18 protein-coding genes are annotated in these 16,769 nt (G+C 62.2%); 3 read left to right on the top strand and 15 right to left on the bottom strand.

Features of this window, described 5'->3' with window-relative positions:
- Window positions 1-29: 29 nt before the first annotated feature.
- The 3 genes from P9250_RS03795 to P9250_RS03785 form a co-directional block, all read right to left on the bottom strand.
- Window positions 30-689, bottom strand: coding sequence for a YoaK family protein (locus P9250_RS03795; protein ID WP_310391169.1), 660 nt, complete (start codon window positions 687-689; stop codon window positions 30-32).
- 161 nt (window positions 690-850) lie between these two features.
- Window positions 851-2,140 (bottom strand): MFS transporter, encoded by a 1,290-nt coding sequence (locus P9250_RS03790; RefSeq protein WP_250511717.1) that lies wholly within the window; start codon window positions 2,138-2,140, stop codon window positions 851-853.
- A 221-nt stretch (window positions 2,141-2,361) separates the two neighbouring features.
- Window positions 2,362-3,369: an NAD(P)-dependent alcohol dehydrogenase gene (locus tag P9250_RS03785; protein ID WP_250511719.1), complete on the bottom strand. Its 1,008-nt coding sequence runs from the start codon at window positions 3,367-3,369 to the stop codon at window positions 2,362-2,364.
- Between the two features lie 98 nt (window positions 3,370-3,467).
- On the opposite strand from P9250_RS03785, the gene P9250_RS03780 reads away from it, so the two are divergent.
- Entirely contained in the window at window positions 3,468-4,397 is a 930-nt protein-coding gene (locus P9250_RS03780) for a LysR family transcriptional regulator (protein WP_250511720.1), read from the top strand.
- 23 nt (window positions 4,398-4,420) lie between these two features.
- Here P9250_RS03780 and P9250_RS03775 read toward each other — a convergent pair whose 3' ends face one another.
- Genes P9250_RS03775 through P9250_RS03745 form a run of 7 tightly spaced genes read right to left on the bottom strand, consistent with a single transcriptional unit; the run spans window position 4,421 to window position 10,551 of the window.
- The gene (locus tag P9250_RS03775) at window positions 4,421-5,671 is read right to left on the bottom strand and encodes an FAD-binding oxidoreductase (protein WP_250511722.1); all 1,251 of its coding nucleotides are present in this window, start codon (window positions 5,669-5,671) and stop codon (window positions 4,421-4,423) included.
- Between the two features lie 40 nt (window positions 5,672-5,711).
- A complete protein-coding gene (locus P9250_RS03770) occupies window positions 5,712-6,968 on the bottom strand; it encodes an FAD-dependent oxidoreductase (protein ID WP_310391164.1) in 1,257 nt (418 codons plus the stop codon).
- Entirely contained in the window at window positions 6,968-7,348 is a 381-nt protein-coding gene (locus P9250_RS03765) for a RidA family protein (RefSeq protein WP_244831146.1), read from the bottom strand. The genes P9250_RS03770 and P9250_RS03765 overlap by 1 nt, the downstream gene beginning before the upstream one ends.
- Window positions 7,349-7,403: 55 nt before the next feature.
- Window positions 7,404-8,057, bottom strand: coding sequence for an amino acid ABC transporter permease (locus tag P9250_RS03760; RefSeq protein WP_310391162.1), 654 nt, complete (start codon window positions 8,055-8,057; stop codon window positions 7,404-7,406).
- Window positions 8,054-8,740, bottom strand: a complete 687-nt coding sequence (locus P9250_RS03755; protein WP_309964643.1) for an amino acid ABC transporter permease — start codon at window positions 8,738-8,740, stop codon at window positions 8,054-8,056. Before P9250_RS03755 ends, P9250_RS03760 begins: the two co-directional genes overlap by 4 nt.
- A gap of 1 nt (window position 8,741) precedes the next feature.
- Window positions 8,742-9,545 carry an amino acid ABC transporter ATP-binding protein gene (locus tag P9250_RS03750; protein WP_284507916.1) on the bottom strand — a complete coding sequence of 268 codons (804 nt, stop codon included), beginning with the start codon at window positions 9,543-9,545 and terminating at the stop codon, window positions 8,742-8,744.
- Window positions 9,546-9,573: 28 nt separating this feature from the next.
- The gene (locus P9250_RS03745; protein ID WP_244831143.1) at window positions 9,574-10,551 is read right to left on the bottom strand and encodes a transporter substrate-binding domain-containing protein; all 978 of its coding nucleotides are present in this window, start codon (window positions 10,549-10,551) and stop codon (window positions 9,574-9,576) included.
- 280 nt (window positions 10,552-10,831) lie between these two features.
- Between P9250_RS03745 and P9250_RS03740 the strand changes: the two genes are divergently transcribed.
- Window positions 10,832-11,446, top strand: a complete 615-nt coding sequence (locus P9250_RS03740) for an XRE family transcriptional regulator (RefSeq protein ID WP_310391160.1) — start codon at window positions 10,832-10,834, stop codon at window positions 11,444-11,446.
- Here the strand turns inward: P9250_RS03740 and P9250_RS03735 are convergent.
- From P9250_RS03735 to P9250_RS03715, 5 genes are all read right to left on the bottom strand, one after another.
- Window positions 11,419-12,429, bottom strand: coding sequence for a helix-turn-helix domain-containing protein (locus P9250_RS03735; protein WP_310391158.1), 1,011 nt, complete (start codon window positions 12,427-12,429; stop codon window positions 11,419-11,421). The two genes, P9250_RS03740 and P9250_RS03735, sit on opposite strands and share 28 nt — an antisense overlap.
- Before the next feature lie 36 nt (window positions 12,430-12,465).
- Window positions 12,466-13,251 (bottom strand): ethanolamine ammonia-lyase subunit EutC, encoded by a 786-nt coding sequence (gene eutC, locus P9250_RS03730; RefSeq protein WP_250511727.1) that lies wholly within the window; start codon window positions 13,249-13,251, stop codon window positions 12,466-12,468.
- Window positions 13,248-14,642, bottom strand: a complete 1,395-nt coding sequence (locus tag P9250_RS03725) for an ethanolamine ammonia-lyase subunit EutB (RefSeq protein ID WP_310391155.1) — start codon at window positions 14,640-14,642, stop codon at window positions 13,248-13,250. Before P9250_RS03725 ends, eutC begins: the two co-directional genes overlap by 4 nt.
- A gap of 121 nt (window positions 14,643-14,763) precedes the next feature.
- Window positions 14,764-15,426 carry an HAD family hydrolase gene (locus tag P9250_RS03720; RefSeq protein WP_309964631.1) on the bottom strand — a complete coding sequence of 221 codons (663 nt, stop codon included), beginning with the start codon at window positions 15,424-15,426 and terminating at the stop codon, window positions 14,764-14,766.
- 16 nt (window positions 15,427-15,442) lie between these two features.
- Entirely contained in the window at window positions 15,443-16,027 is a 585-nt protein-coding gene (locus tag P9250_RS03715) for a hypothetical protein (RefSeq protein WP_244831137.1), read from the bottom strand.
- A 199-nt stretch (window positions 16,028-16,226) separates the two neighbouring features.
- On the opposite strand from P9250_RS03715, the gene P9250_RS03710 reads away from it, so the two are divergent.
- Entirely contained in the window at window positions 16,227-16,763 is a 537-nt protein-coding gene (locus P9250_RS03710; protein ID WP_310391152.1) for a YbaK/EbsC family protein, read from the top strand.
- Window positions 16,764-16,769 lie beyond the last annotated feature (6 nt).

Genomic DNA, 16,769 nt, shown 5'->3' with positions numbered 1-16,769 from the left:
GAACGACTGCTGGACGAATCGAACAGCAATCAATGCGCGAGCCGTTCCGCGTGCATGGTGCTGCCATACACGGTCGCAGTGAGTGCGCAGACGAGTGCGGCAAGCGCAATGGCCGCCAGCGCACCAGGGCCGAACAGAATATTCAGCACCGTGCCCGCAGCTGCGCCGACGATCCACGATATCCAGCGCAGCATGCCGAGCGCAGCCGCGCCGAACTTGCGGCTAGCGAGTTGCCTGCCGACGCTGATGAACGTACCCGTAATGAACGTGACGCCCGGCTGATCGGCGAGCGCCTGATTGATCGCGCCCATGCCTGCCGCGACGAGGCACGTCGTGAGCGGCGAGAACTGCTCGCCCGTGAGCGGCACGGCGCAAGCAAGAAGGATTGCGGTGAGCGTGAGGGACAGGGCGGCGCGCCATCGGGGAAAGCGCGTTCCAAGCCACGCCGCAAGCGTCGTGAAGGCAAGAAAGCACGCGATGACGCAGATGAGCGGAATCGTCTTTTCGAACGCGCCTTGAACAAGCGACTGACTCAGCTTGGTGGAATTGCCGGTCATATAGACCGCGAGCCATTCCTTGCTGTGAAGCATGACGAGCGCATCCGTGCCGCCAGCGATAGCAACGAGCACGAAGACCGGAAGAGGCGAACGAGCGAGCCGTTCGAGTATCGAAGAATTGGGTGAAGGCAAGGCGATGCTCCGTGACTGGCGGCATGGCGAAAGCGGTGCTCCGCGATGCAGGTGCGCGTGACGAACATCGTTCGCCAGGGCCCTTTTCCTCGAGCATCGGGCGCAAGATCGATGCCCGACGCTTACCAGTCAGCTTGGCTTCTACCTTCGTTGTTACTTTTTCAGACTGGCGCGCCACGCAGCCGCATGACTTGCGTTTCACGCACGGCGATCCACAAAATCAGCATGCCGAGTGCCGACAACGCGCTTGCGAGAATGAAAGCCGACGAGTAACCCGCGCCGTACTGAATCAGAAAGCCGGTAATGCTCGGCGAGAGAATGCCCGCGAGATTCGCGAGCAAATGTACGAAGCCGCCCGTTGCGCCAATGCGATCGCGCGGCACGATGTCCTGCAACAGCGACCAGCACGCTTGCGGCGTCATGAAAGCGAAGAGACTCGCCACCGCGATCAACGCGACGGCAGGCGCAAGCGAACTCACGCGCGACACCAGCAACACGCAGATTGCCGCCACGCCAAGTCCCAGAATGATGACCGTCTTGCGCGCGAAGAGCACGTTGCCGGTCTTCTTGTAGAGCGCGTCGGAGATGATGCCACCGAGCACGAAGCCCGCCGTCGCGCCGAGCCACGGCAGGATGCCGATCACGCTCATGTGCTTGATGTCGAGATGCTGATAGTCCGTGAAGTAGCTCGGCAACCATGACAAGAAGAAGTACAGCACGTAGTTGAACGCGAAGAACGCGGCAGCCACGCCGAGCACCGGCAACGACAGCAAATAGTGCATCACGCCCGCTTGCGAGCCTGCTTCAGCGGAACCTTCCGCGTGATGCGGCACGAGCCTGTCGCTCGCGATATGCGCGGCTTCCTCGCGCGTCACGGCAGGATGATCTTCCGGATGATCGCGAAAGCACCGCAACCAGAACGCAATCCACACGAAGCCGAGCACCGCGATCACGACGAAGGAGATGCGCCAGCCGAACTGCAAAGCGACCAGCCCGACGATCGGTGCGGCAATGGCGGCGCCCAACGGCTGACCAGCGTTCGTGAGACCCACGGCGCGGCCCGCTTCACTGCGCGGGAACCAGTTCGAGATCGACTTGTTGGTCGTCGTGCCCATTGGGCCTTCGGCGACACCGAACGCGACGCGCGCCACCATCAGCGTGGCGAAGTTGCCCGCGAATGCCGTAGCGCCGCAGAACAGTGACCAGAACGCGGCAGCAATGGCGAACACCTTGCGCGGACCAAACTTGTCGGCCGCCCATCCGCCGATAAAGCAGAACACGCAGTATCCGATGAAGAAACTGCTGAACAGCACGCCGAGTTGCGCGTCGTTGATATGCAGTTCGCTCTTGACGAGCGGTGCGACCACGGAGAGCGCCGCGCGGTCCAGATAGTTGAGCATGCCGGCAAAGAACAGCAGCGCGGCGACTATCCAGCGGTAGCGGAATCGCATGTCTTCTCCTTTGGGTGCTATCGAAGCGCGTAGGAATGCGCGCACGCGAGACCTGACGACGAATCTGTAAAGATACGTCATCATACAAGTCCAGTTGCTTGCCTCGCGTCCGTGAAAACCCTACGAACCGCCGATTTCATACGGTCCTTCGCACACAGAATGCTTTCCTTACATAGCGCCAAAAGGTGCATTACGATTGACTAGTTGTACGACAACCGGCATCAAGTGACGTCTATCACCACTTTTCCAAAATGGCCACCCGATTCGAGATAGGCATAGGCTTCCTGCGCGGCATCGAAGGGAAAGACGCGATCGATCACCGGTTCGATTCGGGACTGTGCGATCGCCTTGACCGCATCGGCGAGATTGGCCGTCGAGCCAGTCTGATTACCGACAATGCGCAAGGTCTTCACCATGACCTTGAGCAAGGGCATCTTCGTTTCCTCGCCGCCTATCAGCCCGACGACGAAGATCGTTCCACCGATTGCCGCCGCGTTCACCGAGCGCTCGAAAGTCGCCACGCCGACGGTTTCCACGACGAGATCCGCGCCACGCCCTTCCGTGGCTTCGAGCAACGCGACGTCCCACGCGGGCGTGGTCCGGTAGTTGATGGTGACGTCCGCGCCCAGCTTGCGCGCGCGGGCGAGCTTCTCGTCCGATGAAGACGCGATGATCACGCGCGCGCCCGCCGCCTTGGCAAGCGGCAGCGCAAACAGACTCACACCGCCCGTACCCAGCAACGCCACGGTGGACCCCGGCCGCACATTGCCCGCGACGATGGCGTTCCATGCGGTCGTCGCGGCGACCGGCAAACTTGCGGCCTGCACGAACGGCATGGCAGCGGGAATGGCGACGAGCGCGGTAGCGGGCACGACCGCATATTCCGCGAGCGAGCCCGGCATGGTGACGCCGCGAAGACGCTCGCCGTTCGCTACCGTGAGCGGTCCTGCGGCCCAATCCACGATCATTCCGGCGATCACGCGATCGCCCGCCTTCCAGCCTTTCACGCGCGATCCGACCTCGACGATCTCGCCCGCGCCATCCGCACCCGGCACGAAGCTCGCGTCCACGTTGCCGAAGCGCGCGTTCGCCACCATGAGATCGAGATAGTTGAGTCCCGCCGCGCGAATGCGGATGAGCACTTCGTCGCTTTCCGGTACGGGCTCGAGTGCGTTATCGGTCAACGTCAATTCGTAGGGCTTGCCTGCCTTCAGTCGATACGCTTTCACGGTGCGCTCCTTTTTCGTTAAGCACAGAGGTCATGCTAGCGAAGACGCGCCTCTATAATCGACCCATACGGCATAACATTCGTGCGTGGGGTGCATCAATGAACGGCATCGAAACGGATCAGGTTCAGGCGTTTCTCGCGGTGCTCGCGACCGGGAGTTTTACGGCGGCAGGCCGCCAGTTGGGGCGCGACGGCTCGGTCATTTCCCGACGTATCGCGGAACTGGAAACGCGTCTTGGCATTCGTTTGCTCGAACGGTCCACACGCCGCGTATCGGCGACGGAAGCAGGCACGCGTTATCGCGATCGCGTGCGCGAAGCGTGGGACATCATGCGCGATGCGGAAGACGAAGCGCGCTCGCAAGCTGCGACGCCGCGCGGACTCTTGCGCATCAGCTTGCCCGCAGGGTTCGGGCGCATGTGGATTGCGCCGCGCATGCCGGAGTTCCTTGCGCGCTATCCCTCGCTCGATGTCGAATGCACGTACACGGACCGTTATGTCGATCTGATCGAAGAACGTTTCGATGTAGGCGTGCGTATCGGCAAACTGGAAGACAGCCGGCTTGTCGCGCGGCCGCTTGCGACCATGCGGCGCTTACTGTGCGCATCGCCGGATTATCTCGCCGCGCGCGGACGTCCCACGAAGCCCGAAGACCTGATGCGCCATGAATGCATCGGCTTTTCGCGGCTCTCCACGCATCCGGTATGGCATCTGAAACGCGACGACATGCACCGCGCCATTCGCATCAACGCGAGAATGACGACCGATGAGATCGATGCCGTGCTGCATGCGGCGCGCTCAGGCGTCGGCATCATGTATGGGACGGACTGGCTCGTCTGCCGCGAATTGCAGAGCGGAGAGCTGGTGCAAGTGCTGCCCGGCTGGAAGGTGGACGCGGGCGAACAACTCAGCGTGGTGCGCGCGTCTTCCAAGCATGCGGCCGCGAAAACGCGTGCGTTCATCGACTGGGTGGTGCAATCGTTCGAGACGCCGCCGTGGGGGACTACGCGCAGACGTCGAGCGAAGTAAGACGCGCGCGGCGGCAGTATCGATTATTTAAAACGGTCCGCGGAGAAGCGCTCGATTGCGCCGGGACTCTTGCCGTGAATCAATCGCGCGACCATGTCGCCCGTGGTTCCCGCCAGCGTGATGCCGAGATGCTGATGCCCGAACGCGTAGATCACGCGCTTGTCCGCCGAAGATGGTCCGATCACCGGCAAGTAGTCCGGCATGGTCGGCCGGATACCGAGCCAGCTACTGGACACGGGCGCTTTGATATCCACGTTGCGGCGGATGCTTCGTTCGATGAACGCCGTGCGCGAAGGGTTCAACGGTGACTTGATCCCGCTCAACTCGATAGTCCCCGCAGCACGCAGCCGCAGGTCACGCAACGGCGTCATATAGAAGCTCGACTCAACGACGCAAGTCGGCCGCGTGAACATCGGCTTATCCAGCAGGAACTCGACGTGATAACCGCGCTCCGCGCCAAGCTGGATGGAATCGCCCATTTGCGCCGCGAGTTTCGCGGACCATGCGCCGCCCGCAATCACCACTCTGTCGGCGTGTAGCGTTTCGCCGGCAGCGGAACGCAGGCAGATGCCCGCGGTGCTGCTCGAAATATCGCTGACCTCCATGCGTGCGTAACGCTTCTCGTCGATCAGCGGTTTGGCCAGCGCCTGCACGAAGCCTTGCGGATCGACGAGATGGCACGCGGCAGGAAATAGCACGCCGCCCACCGTGCGCTGCTGCATGACGGGTTCCAGTTGCGTGAGTTCGGCCGCGCTTATCACCTCTTGACGAATGCCCAGCAAGCCACGCAGTTTGATATCGCCCGCGGCGCGCTCGAACGCTCCTTGCGTGCGATAAGAGTAGAGACAACCATCGCGCCGAATGAACGACTCAGCGTGTGGATTGTCTTCGAGAAGCGGCGCATATCCCTCGTGCGTACCATGCAGCAACGACGCAAGCGCTTCGCTATTGGCGACATAAGCGCGCCGGTTGCATTGCCCGAGAAACGCAGCGAGCCATCCCGCATAGCTTCCCAGGCGCGACCAGCGAATGGAAAGCGGCGAGTCCGCGCCGAACAGCAAGCCGGGAATGTCGCCCCAGATTTTCGGCTGCGGCACGGGCGTGCATGCGTAGTCCGCAATGGTGGCCGCATTGCCGAACGAAGCGCCGCCCGCTATCTCGCCCTTATCGACGAGCAACACGTCGAGACCCGTTCTTCGCAACCACAGCGCGCACGCAACGCCGACCACGCCCGCACCGATCACGATGACTTCGCGTCTTCCCTCACCCGACATGACTTGCCCTCTTGCATTGACTTGATTATCGCGCTTCGTTTCACCAGAAGCTGCGCGTGAGACTGAACGGCGTGCCGCGCGCATCGCTCCGGCTCGTGATCATCGACGTGATGAGATCCGCCGAGCCGCACGCAAGCGTCCAGCCGAGCGCGCCGTGTCCCGTGTTAACGAAAAGACGCGGCACCGCCGTCGGTGAAATGATCGGCAATCCATCTGCCGCCATGGGCCGTAGCCCGCACCAGGGCCGCACTTCGGCAGGCATCCGGATCTGCGGAAAAAGCCGCGTCAGCGCGCGTTTCAGGTTCTCCACGCGACCGGGCCGCAGCGTCTTGTCGAAGCCATCGAATTCGACGGTGCCCGCCACGCGCAGCATGTCCTTGAGCGGCGTTACGCCGATATGCTCGTAATCGTCGACGATAGGCCGTTGCGGCAGAAATCCCAGTTCGTCGGCACGGAGCGTAAGCGAATAGCCTTTGACGGGCGCCATCGGCAGGCGCACGCCGAGCGGGCCGACGAGCGACGGAGACATCGCGCCCGCGCATATCACGACGCTATCCGCGCTCAGATAATCGTCGGCAAGACGAACGCCGGCAACAGAACCGCGCTGCAGGTCGATACCGCTCACCGCGCTTCCCCACCGAAACGTCACGCCTTCGTGTTCGGCTGCGGCGGCGGTCGCGACACTGAACGCATGCGCGTCGCCCCACGCATCGGATTCGAGCAGGAGCGCCGTGCCAATGCTATGTGCAATGCCTCCGAGCGATGGTTCGAGCGCCACGCTTTGCGCTGCATCGAGTCGCCTGACCTTTGCGCCCATGCGCTCGAGCATGCGCGCGAACGATTCCGCGCGCCGCTCGGCGTCCTTGCCGCGAATCAGTTCAAGCAGGCCGCCACGCTGGATGCCCGCGTCTATGCGCTTCTGGCCGAGCAGACGCTCCATGGCCGCGAGGCTTTGCTGACCGAACGCGGTGAGCGTCGCAGCCGTCTTGTGGTACTTGGCCGCGCGGCAGTTGGCCAGAAAGCGCACGCCCCACATGCCGAGACCGGGGATTGCGCGAGGCCGCAGCAGAAGCGGCGCATCTTCGCGGCCGAGCCATTTAAGCAATTGCATCGGCGTGCCGGGTGAAGACCACGGCAACGCGCTGTTGGCCGCGAGCAAGCCGCCGTTGGCGAAGCTGGTTTCCAGGCCTGCTTCACGGCGGCTGTCTATCACGGTGACGCGGCAGCCCGCGCCCGCAAGCGCGAGCGCGGTCGTCGTCCCGATGATGCCCGCACCGATGACGATCACATGCTTCATCAGGCAACCTTGCTCACATCGGCATGAGCCAGGATTTCGATCTTGCCGCCTTGCACCATGAGATCGGCGATGATGGTCGCGCGGTTCGGATACGGCTTCGTGAAAAAGCGGCGATAGACCTCGTTCATGCCTTCGAAATAGCTCTTGTCCGTGAGAAAGACCTGCACCTGCGTGACGTCGTCCATGGTCGCGCCCGCCGACTCGACGATCTGCTTGAGATTCGCGAACGTCAGTTCGGCTTGCGTGGCGATGTCGCCATCCTCGATCGAACCGTCCGCGCGAATGGGAATGCTCGCCGTGTAGAGCGTGCCGTTCGAGACGGTCGCCCATTCGACCGGCGCGCTTCCGTTGGGCAAGCCGGTTTCGATGACCTTGCGCATACACTTACTCCTTCTGTTCTGTCTTGAGAGACTCTGGTTGGGAAAGACCGCTGTATCAGCCGTGAGCAGGCTGACGTCGCTCGATATGACGCATCAATTGCGACAGCGGATAACACAGCACGAAATAGAACGCCCCTACGGTGACGTAGATTTCGAACGGCATGAAATACTGCGAGCTCAAGTCCTGAGCGCGCAGCATGAGGTCGGGCGCGGCGATGAGCGAGGCCACCGACGTGTCCTTCAGAAGCGAGATGGCGACATTGCCCGAAGGCGCGAGCACCAGCCGAATGGCTTGCGGCAGCACGACCCAGCGCATGGCCGCGCCGCTCGTCATGCCGATGCTCGCGGCTGCTTCGCTTTGTCCGCGTGGCACCGCTTCGATGCCCGCGCGAAAGATCTCCGCGAAATACGCGGCGGCGTTCATGCCGAGACCAAGCACGGCGGCCTGATACGAATCGAAGCGAATGCCAATGGCAACGAAGCCGAAGTACACGAGAAAGAGTTGCACGAGCGCGGGCGTGCCGCGAAACACTTCGATATAGACACGTGCTATACGCGCGGCCATGCCACGACTGCCCATCCTGACGATGGCGAGCACCATCCCGAGCACGACGCCAATAGCGATGGCGCCAAACGCCAGACGCAGCGTTGCCCATGCCGCCTGAAACAGCTCGTCGTGCATGGAAGACCAGAGTTCGGAATAGTTCATGACAGCGCCGCCCTCGGTTTGCCGAGTCCGCGCTCGGTCGCCGTCGAAAGACGCGACAACGCCAGACTCAGCAGCAGATAGATGATCGCCACGATGAAGTAGATGAGGTTGGTCTGATATGTCTCGCTCACGAGCATCCTTGCGCGGAACACGAGTTCCGGCACCGCGACGGCGGAAGCGAGCGACGTATCCTTCAATAGCCCGATGGCGAAGTTGGCGAGCGCGGGCAAGGCGAGCCGCATCGATTGCGGCAGCACGACGGTTGCGAGCGCCATTGGCCATGTCATGCCGATGGCAAGCGCCGCCTCGCGTTGGCCTCGGTCGACGCCGTTGATCGACGAACGGAACACCTCGGAGAGAATCGCCGCGCCGTTGAGACCGAAGCCGAGCGTTGCGGCCACGAATGCGGGCAGCGTGACGCCGATCCGTTCGAGCCCGAAGTACAGCACGAACAACTGCGTCAGCAAGGGCACGTTGCGGAACAGTTCGAGATAGACGTTCGCCACCGCCTTCAACACGACACTGCGCGACAACCGCATGAGCGCGATCACGAAGCCCAGCAAGAAGGCCACGCAGAACGCGCTCGCGGTCAGCACCGCGGTGGTCACCGCGCTCACGCACAACACGCGCACGAAATACGGCAGAAAATGCAGGCTGTGAGCCCACGCGGTGAGAAGCGCCATGTCAGTGCTCCAGCACCGCGCGCAAGAACGCGCGCGTGCGTTCGACCTTTGCATCGTGAAAGATCTGCCGTGGCGGTCCTTCCTCGACGATCTTGCCATCGGCCATGAACACGACCTTGTCGGACACGCTTTCAGCGAAGCGCATCTCGTGCGTCACGATGATCATCGTCATGCCTTCGTCCGCGAGCTTGCGCATGACGCCGAGCACTTCGCCCACGAGCTCGGGATCGAGCGCGGAAGTCGCTTCGTCGAAAAGCATGAGCCGCGGCTTCATGGCGAGCGCGCGCGCAATGGCCACGCGTTGTTGCTGGCCGCCCGACAATTGATCGGGAAACGCGTTGCGCTTCTCGTCCATGCCCACTTTCGTTAGCAACGCACGCGCTTCGTCGATCAACTCGCGGCCGCTGCGCTTCTGCACCTTGCGCGGTCCGAGCAGGACGTTGTCGATCACACTCAAGTGCGGAAACAGGTTGAAGCGCTGGAACACCATGCCGATATTCGCGCGCATGGCGGCGAGTTCGCGGCCCGACATCGCTTGCCAGCCGTCACCGTGACGACGCTCGCCGATAGCCGCGCCGTCGATGAAGATATGCCCCGCGCTCGGCGTCTCGAGAAAGTTCACGCAGCGCAACAGCGTGGTCTTGCCCGAGCCGCTCGGTCCGATCAGCGACACCTTTTGCCCCGGCATCACATCGAGGTCGATGCCCTTCAACACATGATGCGTGCCGAAGGACTTGTGCAGGCGGTCGATACGCACGAGCATGCGCGTATCGACCGAAGGAGTGGCGCTTAGCGTCGCAGACATATCGCGGTGTCCCATGATGATCCGGCCTTCAGGCGAAGGCTTTGCTGAAGTCCCGCGAATCGTGCGCGAACGGGCCAATCAGCGCGCCCTTCGCGTCGCGGTCCACGCCGGTGCGCGGGTCGGTCGGCAACGGCTGCAAGTAGTCGGGATTGTCGATCCCGTACTTCGCGAGAATCGGCTTGATCTGGTTGGTGCGCCAGAGCCAGCGCACGCCTTCGTTGATGCCGTCGAACAGATCCTTCTTGTCCGGACTCACGCCCCAGATCGACGCGAACTTGCCCGTGAGGCTGGGGTACGCTGCGTCGAAACCGATGGGAATCTGTTTCAGTCCCCACGACGGATTCTGCTGGATCATGTAGTCCACGGTCGGCGCGTCGAGCACGGCAAAGTCGAGACGCCCCGCGACGACATCGCGCAAGCACGAGTCGATACCGTCATACAGTTTCACTTCGACGATGCCCGGAACCTTCTTCATGTCGGGCACGACCGAATAACCCGTCGCCGTGCCGATGGTGTGCCCGCTCAAGTCTGCGATGGCAAGCGAACTCTTCTGCGTCTGGTTTTGCCGCATGATGACGTAGGCGCCCGTGTAGAAAACGGGATCGGTGAGCAACAACAGTTTGGCGCGGATCGGCGTCCACGCGAAGTTGCCGCCGAACCAGTCCACGCGGCCCGACTTCACCGCTTCGATCACGGCGGAAAAGGTCATCTGCTGCACGTCGATCTTCAGTTGCAGACGCTCGGCGATCAACTGCAGCATGTCGAAGTCCGTTCCCACGAGCTTGCCGTCGCGCACGGATGCAATCGGCATGTCGCCGAGGCACGCAGCGGTCAGATAGCCGGGACGCACGGTTTTGATCGGCGCGAGCGTCGGTGCGGCGAGTGCCGCGCGACCGAGCGTGCTTGCGCCGAGTCCTGCGACGACCCCGTAGCCCGCCGTCTTGAGAAAGCCTCGCCGGGATGACTTGAGTGCGTCGATGGCGTGGGTGAGAGGATCGTCGAACATGGTGGTCAGCCCTTCCTGAATGGATTCATCGGGTAACGTCGGCGGTTTTTGCGTATATGCAAAACCATGAAAACCATCGTATTGAGCTAAAATTTGATGGTCAAGAAAAACTTTTGCATATACGCAAAAACATGCAAACGCCGGGCGCTTATGTCACCATGTCGTGATGGCGAAGTGGCGGTTCCCCGCATATCGAACGAATACAAGAGACACCATGCAAACAGAAAATCGCCCGCGAAAGGCGGCGCAGAGAACGAGCCCTGCGGCAAAGGCGGCGGTCGTGCGCAAGCCCAAGCGCAAGCCAGGAGCCGAGGCGGCGCCCGCACCCACGCCTGTTGAAGAAACCAGCGAAGCGAGTCCCGGGGAGACCATCGCGCATCATCGGCACGCGCGGGGCATGACGCTCGCGGCGTTGTCGGAGTTGTCGTCGGTGGCGATCTCGACCATCTCGCGTATCGAGAATGGCCGTATATCGCCGACCTATTCGGTGTTGTCGCGGCTAGCGAAGGCGCTCGATATCCGTTGGCCCGACATGGTCGGCGGCAACGAAAAGTCCTTTGCGCAAGGCTGTCGGGCAGTGAGCCGCGCGGGTCATGGCGTGAAGCATCCGACCTCCACCGGTATCTTTGAATGGCTCGGCGCGGACCTCGTGACGAAGTCGATGGAGCCGACGCTCATCGAAGCCAGTGCCGATACCGGCAAGCATGTGCTCTCGGCGCATGACGGACAGGAGTTCATCTACGTCACCGATGGCTCGTTGATATTCATGATGCGCGACTACGCACCGCTCATGCTCGAAAAAGGCGACAGCGTGTATTTCGATGCAGCCACGCCGCACGCATGCTATGGCGTCAAGATGCCGGCGCGCTATCTGTCGATCGTGGCAAAGCCGTGAGCTCGCGCGGTTGCGGTGTTGAGCGTTTCCGAAGGACGCATGCCGAAAAGCTTGCGATAGTCGAGCGCGAACTGGCTGAGGTGCCAGAAACCCCATGCAGCGGCAGCGTCCTGAACGGTTTGCGTCTTTTGCGCGGCACCGGCATGTCGTAGCTGACGTCGCGCACCGTTGAGGCGTATGGCGCGCAAATAGACATTCGGCGCCATGCCGAATGCTTCCTGAAAACAGTATTGAAGCGTGCGGCGGCTCACATGCAGATGCGTGCACAGTTCGGGCACGTTCACGGCGCGGTCGTGATTTTCGAGCACATAGTGACGCGCTTGCGTTGCGATCGCATGACGACGCGAGGCCACGGGCAGCGCGACCGGCTCGCAGCATTGCAGCGCGCCGCACTCGAAGAGCCACGACAACAAGGACGAGCGCATCGACTCGGTCGGTGTGATTTCGCCTCGCAACATGGTCATGAGCGATGCCGCGAGTCGCGCACGTTCTCCCGCACCCACGACGACGATCTCACCGCGCGACGTGGCGCATTCGAGATCGATATGCTCGACGTCTTCGGCATGACGGCGCAGCGCATCATGCGTTGCAACCACGCCGAGAATTTCGTAGCCGGACGGCGTCAACAGTTCGAACTCGACGCCGCCCGGGCGAACCGCAAGCGCGTTTTCATCGATGGCGCGCGACTGTATGCGCCCGGCGCCATCGCGCAAGAGCGGGATGCCGAACCAGCACGCATCGACCGGCACTTCGCAGCTTTGGCGCAAGGTCTGGCTCGTCGTCTCGCGAAACAACTGCACGTCGTCGAAGTCGATCTCGGCAAGCGTGCCGACGAAGCGTCCGGCGCTCAACTGATCGTAGACCTGCCGCCAGCCGCGCAGATTGCCCGCCTGCTCGTCCGCATCGTGCGAGACGAGCCGATGCACGCACGGACCGCGCGGCGCGTCAGCATTCGGCTTGGATGGTCTCGCTTCGCTTCTCATGGGACGAATATAGATCGCCAAAATGAAGTATGTCGTTCAGGCGTGGCACGCAATCGACGTCAGTGGTTCTTTCGCGGCGATAGCTGCGTCGCTGTCGTCCTTGAGCGCGACGCCAGTAAGGCCCAGACGACGCGCATGCGTCAGCAGATAATGCAGCTTGTACGCGGCCGCGTCGTGGTTCAAACCTTCCGGACGCACGTTGGATATGCAGTTGCGCTCGGCGTCGCTGCGGCCTACCGCTGGCGCGTAAGTCACGTAGATGCCGAGACTGTCCGGCGAGCTCAGGCCCGGCCGTTCGCCGATCAACATCACGACGATACGCGCGCGCATTACTTCGCCGATCTCGTCGGCGAGCGCGACGCGTCCTTGCCGCGCGATCACGACAGGTCCGATGTTCCAGTCGTCGAGTCTCGAACGAATCGCCTGCAAGAAAGGCACGGCCTGCTTCGATGCGGCGAACGCCGACAAGCCGTCCGCGATCACGAAGAGCACGTCATGGTCTCGTGCACACGTTGCGTCGAGCAATGCGCGGCTTTCATCGGCGAGACGGCGGCCAAGATCGGGGCGACGCAGATAATGCGCGCGATCCGGCGCCGCGCTATGCACATCGACGACGTTCGCAAAGCCGGCATCGGCAAGACGCGCGCGAAGTGCGTCGACATCGAGGGGATGATGCACGGCGTCGCGCGCCTGCGCATGCGCGAGATTGAACGCAAGCAACGGTTCGGTCGGCATGCCACTGCCCGCGCGGCCGAGCGCAATGCGCGCGTTCGTGAATTGCCGCAACGACTGCCACGGGTTCTTGACGAGCGTATCGCTCATGCGGCCCCCATCCATTCGCGCGATACTTCGAGCAAGGGCTGACGCGTCGCCGAATCGATCAATGCGCCGCGCGCATTGGCTATCTGCATCGTTTCGAGCCAGGTTTCGAACTCGGGCGCGCGGCGCAGGCCGAGCACTTCGCGCGCATAGAGCGCGTCGTGAAACGAGGTGCTTTGATAGTTGAGCATGACATCGTCCGCGCCCGGCACGCCGATGATGAAGTTGATGCCCGCGACACCGAGCAACGTGAGCAGGCTGTCCATGTCGTCCTGGTCCGCTTCGGCGTGATTGGTGTAGCAAATGTCGCAGCCCATCGGCACGCCGAGCAGCTTGCCGCAAAAGTGATCTTCGAGACCGGCGCGCATGATCTGCTTGCCATCGTAAAGATACTCGGGACCGATGAACCCGACCACCGTGTTGACGAGCAGCGGTTCGAACTTGCGCGCGACGGCATACGCGCGCACTTCGCAGGTCTGTTGATCGACGCCATGATGCGCGTTCGCCGACAGCGCGCTGCCCTGTCCCGTCTCGAAGTACATCACGTTGTCGCCCACGGTGCCGCGTTTGAGCGAGCGCGCGGCTTCGAACGATTCCTGCAGCAACGCGAGCGAAATGCCGAAGCTCGTATTGGCCTTTTCGGTGCCCGCAATCGACTGAAACACGAGATCAACAGGCGCGCCCTTCTCGATGGCCGTGATCGTGTTGGTCACATGCGTGAGCACGCAGGACTGCGTCGGTACGCCGAAGCGCTCGCGAAACTCGTCGATCATCACGAGCAGGGTCGTGATCGCGGCAAGATTGTCGCTGGCGGGATTGATGCCGATGACGGCATCGCCGCAACCGTACATCAGGCCATCGAGCATGGATGCCGCGATGCCCTTCACGTCATCGGTCGGATGATTCGGTTGCAGACGCACCGACATGCGCCCCGGCAAACCAATGGTATTGCGAAAGCGCGTCACGACCGGCCGCTTGCGTGCAACCGCGATGAGGTCCTGATTGCGCATCAGCTTCGACACGGCCGCGATCATTTCAGGCGTGAGACCAAAGGTGATGCGTTCGAGCGCGGCGGTATCGGTCGTGTGGCTCAAGAGCCAGTTGCGGAAATCGCCGACGGTGAGATGCGCGATGTCCGCGAAGGCCTCGCGCGAGTGTTCATCGACGATCAGCCGCGTGACTTCGTCCTGCTCGTAGGGAATGAGCGGTTCTTCGAGGAACCTTTGCAAGGGCACGTTCGCCAGCGCTAGTTTAGCGGCGACACGTTCTTCCTCGCTCGTTGCGGCCACGCCCGCAAGTTGGTCGCCCGAGCGCAAAGGGCTTGCCTTTGCCAGCAGGGTTTTAAGGTCGGCGAAGCGGTAGGTGCGCACGCCGATCGTTTCGGTAAAGCTCATGGGCGGCTCGCTCTTGGAAGGCCTCGTCGAAGGCCATCCTAGCGGCTCAAAAACCGGGGAGTTATCGAAAATCGGCAAACTTGGGCGATGCGCGCGGCTTCGCCCGAGGTTCATCGCGCGCTTAAGCTTTCAGCTTCTCAACCAGTTCACCGAAGCCCTGCAATACGATATCCGGCTCCATCGCCGTGCAACGCGCCTTGTCGCCGTAGCCATACGCGGCCCAGCAAGCAATGGCGCCGATGTTGCGTGCAAGGCCCAGATCCGCTTGCGTGTCGCCGACGACGGCAATCTCACCTCGGGGAACATGCGGATAGCGAGGCGCGATAAGTTGCTCGTAACACGCTGCATCCGGCTTCTTCGGCAAGCCGGGCGGGTCGCATACGAGCATGTCGAAGAAGTGGGCGATCCCGTAATGATCGATTGCCTTCTTCACCGACGCTTCCGCCTTGTTGCTCGTGATCACCAGGGCAACGCCCAAGGTCTGCAACTCCGTGAGCACGCGTTCGACATCGGCGAAAAGCTGCGTATGTTGCAGTCCACGTTCGACGTAATACGCGCGATACGTGGCAGCCCATTCATCCGCTTGAGCCACGCTCAGACGCGAGCCCATGAGCTGCCGCATGGCCTCGGACATGACCACGCCCGCTTCGATCACGTGCTCGACGCGCGCGGCATCGGGCCGCTCCACACCGTAATGATCGAAGGTCAATTCGATGCAGGTGCGAATTGCGTCATGCGTGGCGCACAACGTTCCGTCGAAATCGAGCAGGCAGAGTTTGATCATGCGTGGGTCATGCGCCTCAGGCCTTTACGATGCCCAATGCGACCAGCGCTTGTGCGACTGCCGCGCGCATTGGCCAACTCCATTCGGCTTCGTGCTCTTCGGTATAGCCTTCGAGCACGCTGCCAGCCGCCACCGCGCCGGGATCGGCTATGGCATACGTAAAGATGAGCGAGTTGTCGCGCGGACGGCGCGGCAGGTCCACAGGATGCTGCTCGTAAATGAGCTTGCCCAGATTGCCGTATTGCACATTGGCGCCGCGATAGCTGGCATAGCCTGCGGCCTTGGCCAACTGCATGGCGGTGATGGTGCGCGCGGGCGCCTGATAGTGCGCGACGAGCATCTTCCGCTGCCCTTCGCTGACGGGCAAGATAGCCTTGAACGCCGCGATGTAGGCGTCCACTGCCGCATCTCCCGCGCCGGTCGCCGGTCCCATTTCCGCATCGATCGCCGCACGCACGGTGCGTTCGGCGTCGTCGAGCGTCTCTCCGGTTTCCTTGAACGCGGCCTTCTGATCCTTCCACGCCCAACATTGCGCCACACCGTTGGACGCGTTCTTGATAACCAGCTCATAGCCCCGGTACGTGACCGTCGATCGACTCATTCCAGCCCCTGAACAAAGATATCTTTTCGAGCGCGAACGCGGCTTGCTTGCCTGTTCGCATTCGATTCCACGAGGGACAAGTATATCCGGTCGATGCTTCCAGCATGGTTGCAGCGCTGCGCGGCTCACTGGATTCGGTTACGCTTGGCTTTTTTTCGGCACTTCGGGCCTTTGCCTGAAGCCTCTTTATCGAACGCTCATGAACACGCCACAAGCCGATTACGCTCTGAATCTCGACATCATGTCCGCCGACGAAGCGGCCGCGCGCCTGCCCGCATCCGTGCTCGCGTCGCTGAACGGCGCAAACGTCGATGTGTTTCGCGTGCCCGACGACGCCTCCGATACCGCCGCCTGCAGCGCGCGCTTCGGTATCGATCTCGACGACTGCGCGAACACCATCGTCGTGCGCTTCAAGAAGGACGGAGGCGAACAGTTCGCCGCTATCGTCACGCTGGCGACGCGCCGGCTCGACGTGAACGGCGCGGTCAAACGCGAACTCGGCGCGCAACGTATTTCGTTCGCGTCGCGCGAAGCGGCCACGGAGTTGTCGGGCATGGAGTACGGCGGCATCACCGCGTTTGGCTTGCCTGAGTCGATGACCGTGCTCGTGGAGGCGTCCGTGATGGAGCGCGATCGCATCGTGATGGGCGCAGGCATCCGCGAGGCAAAGCTGCTGCTCGCGCCGCAGCGTTTGCTCGCACTGCCGCAAGTGATCGTGGCGGCGTTGGCCGTGTAGCCTGGG

The organism is Caballeronia sp. LP006 (assembly GCF_031450995.1).
Lineage (GTDB): Bacteria > Pseudomonadota > Gammaproteobacteria > Burkholderiales > Burkholderiaceae > Caballeronia.
The sequence above is the reverse complement of the archived record's forward strand: the minus strand, read 5'-3'. Positions and strand labels throughout refer to the sequence as shown.